This window comes from Mesorhizobium sp. M0698 (assembly GCF_040320455.1).
GTDB lineage: Bacteria > Pseudomonadota > Alphaproteobacteria > Rhizobiales > Rhizobiaceae > Mesorhizobium.
Genome location: NZ_JAMYPQ010000071.1, coordinates 1 through 2,689, shown reverse-complemented (window position 1 = coordinate 2,689; position 2,689 = coordinate 1). Strand labels below are relative to the sequence as shown.

General features: G+C 59.5%; 3 protein-coding genes. All 3 read left to right on the top strand.

Going from position 1 to position 2,689, the window contains the following annotated elements; all coding sequences use genetic code 11:
• Positions 1-592: 592 nt before the first annotated feature.
• Positions 593-805 (top strand): hypothetical protein, encoded by a 213-nt coding sequence (locus NKI16_RS33925; protein ID WP_352924804.1) that lies wholly within the window; start codon positions 593-595, stop codon positions 803-805.
• 223 nt (positions 806-1,028) lie between these two features.
• Positions 1,029-2,291, top strand: coding sequence for a lysine N(6)-hydroxylase/L-ornithine N(5)-oxygenase family protein (locus NKI16_RS33920; RefSeq protein ID WP_352924802.1), 1,263 nt, complete (start codon positions 1,029-1,031; stop codon positions 2,289-2,291).
• Positions 2,292-2,296: 5 nt separating this feature from the next.
• Positions 2,297-2,689 (top strand): FAD-binding protein (locus NKI16_RS33915; RefSeq protein WP_352924800.1); only part of this gene is annotated, 393 nt, incomplete at its 3' end.

The following is a 2,689-nucleotide window of genomic DNA, read 5'->3' as shown; positions in this document are numbered from 1 at the left end:
TGGTCATAACGCAATTCTCTTCCGGCTATCTTTACAAGATTCGACAATCCAGTTGGTGAGGGTCCCAGATCGCGCAATCATTAATGCGCTCAGGTCTGGGCATGCGCCGATCCGCAACCATCTCATCAAGAGCATCGATCCGACATCAACGTAGAGAATTGCTTCCCCATGAGAGAGGCCTCGCGGCGGACATGAGATTGCGTCACTCTTCATGATCGCGGCCTCCGAGGATGTCGGGATCGAGCCAGTGCAACGGCACGATAGGCCGAAGGATCTGGCAGCTCTTGCAAGTGCCGACCTCGATGGACAAGGCATATCGCGATCTGTCCGGCAGAGACACAGGGTTCTGCACTGTCCGTTCATGAAGACTGTGCTGGTCTTCATAAGAGAAGTATTCTGGTGCAGAAGGTGCCCGATTAGCTATTCGGAAAAGGCGACATCGACGTGCAATCGGGCGCCGCCGTGAGGCGTCCCCCTCAATGTCGGATTTCCGACAGGATCGCAAATCCGCCAACCCATTGTTTAATAAAATTTTCCTCTCTGGCACGGCCCATGCATGGGACTCTGCGAACGCATCAGCGAGACGTCCTCCATGATCATGCGCACCGAAAATGCCGTCGCCGCAGTGAAAACCGCGCTCTCGCCTGCCATCAAGCCGCCGAAGGCCGGCGCGTCATGGTCGAGGCGGGCGATTGCGCCGGCTTCAAACACCTTAATGGGCCTGGAAAGCTCCTCGCGTGACGGCGACGCGGGCATCCAGACGGACGGAAAGGACATACGTCGTTGCCCCACGTCGCCGGCATGACCCGTCGATTGTCACCGCGCTGGAATGCTCGAGCCTACATTCGACGACCCGAACGCGCTGGACAAATTCTCGCAAACCCGGTCGGGACCGGGGCTCGAAACGTCCGCGAGGGGCCCAATGGCTATGGCCGATATTCGCCGCGAACAAGCCGCCTAGTGGGAAGACTCTATAGGAGGAAGCAGTGGAGTTATCTTGCGTTGGGGTCGGTGCTGGGCCGTCTAATTTGAGCCTTGCGTGTCAGATACACGAGCAAGTTGGGCAAGGGGCACTGTTCCTGGATCGGCAGGTCGACTTCCGCTGGCATCCAGGCATCGCATTCGATTCCTCGGAGCTCCAGGTCAGCCACTTCAAGGATCTGGTCACGCTGGTGAATCCGCGATCAGCCTACACTTTCGTAAACTACCTGTACGAGAACGGGCGTCTGTACCACTTCCTGAACGCACAGTTCGAGGCAGTGTTCAGAGCTGAGTTTGAGCAGTACCTGAACTGGGCCTTCCACAGGAACCCACTTGTCCGTGGCGGCGAGACCGTGCACGAAATCCGCTTTGACGGCGAGTTCCGGGTGCGAACGCAAAACGCGGTTCTTGGCGCCGGAAACCTCGTAGTCGGCATTGGCAAGCAGGCGCAAATTCCGCCTCAGTTTCAGGGCTGGACTGGACGCAACCTGTTCCACTCATCTGTTTTACTGCACATCCATCCTGAGGTGCGGAGAAAGCATGTCTGCGTGGTTGGCGGAGGCCAGTCGGGAGCCGAGGTGATGTTGCACCTTGTCAGCCTGCCAAAAGAACGGCGGCCGGCCTCGATCACTTGGGTCTCGCAGCGCGAAAACTACCTGCCTCTCGACAACAGCCCGTTCACAAACGAGTTGTTCATGCCCTGCTTTTCGGATCGTTTCGCGGCGATGAGCGAGTCGCAGCGTAAGCTGCTCCTGCGGCGTTTCGTGCTTGCCTCGGACGGCATTTCGGAAAGCACGTTGCGTGCGATCTATCAGGCGCTGTACCGCCACGCATTTGTCGAGCCAAACCGATGCGACATCACACTGCGGCCGGGCTGCACCGTCTCGCACTGCATCAACGCCGGCGCGGGTCACAGGCTGACCCTGCAGCACGGCATGGACGAGGTCGAAGAAGTCACGGCTGACATCGTCATCCTGGCCACCGGTTACGAGAACGCGGTGCCAGACTTCTTGGAACCCATCGCGCACCGGCTGGAGCAGATCGACAATGAATTAGCTATTCGCGAGGATTTTTCGGTGAGCTGGGACGGACCGCGTGACAGAGGCATCTTCGTACAAAACGCGAGCCTCGGGCAGCGCGGCCTGGCCGATCCGAACCTAAGCCTGCTGGCCTGGCGCGCGCGCCGCATCCTCGATACCCTTCTTGGGCGCGCGCCATGCGCGAACCCCGAGCATCCTGGCTTCATCAGCCATACCTCGATCGAGAGCTGGCCCGCCCCCGTAGCCGAAGAAATGGGCAGCGGGATATGACTCGTATGCTTTTGATCATCGGCGGTGGCATCCTAGGAATGATGTCCGCCTCCGCTGCGGCGAAGGCCGGAGGCTTCTCCGAAATCATCGTGACCGAACAAGTCCTTCGACCAAGCGGCGCATCGCATTATTCTGGGGGCGTGCATTTCCCCTACGGTTGTCAAGACCGTACCAGGTCGCTCACTCGAAAGAGCGCCGTGGTCTTGGCGGCCATGGCTGGGTCGGCGGTCAGCGGATGGTGCCGGCCTTTAGCGATGCGTGTCGTGGCTGGACCGGGTGAAGCGATTGATCCGGCCCAGTTTACGGAACCCCTGGACCCGGCTGAGCCTGACATAGGCAGTCTCGCGCCGAGCTTCTGCGGACAATATCCGCCGGAGCGGAACGCACTTAGCATCGCC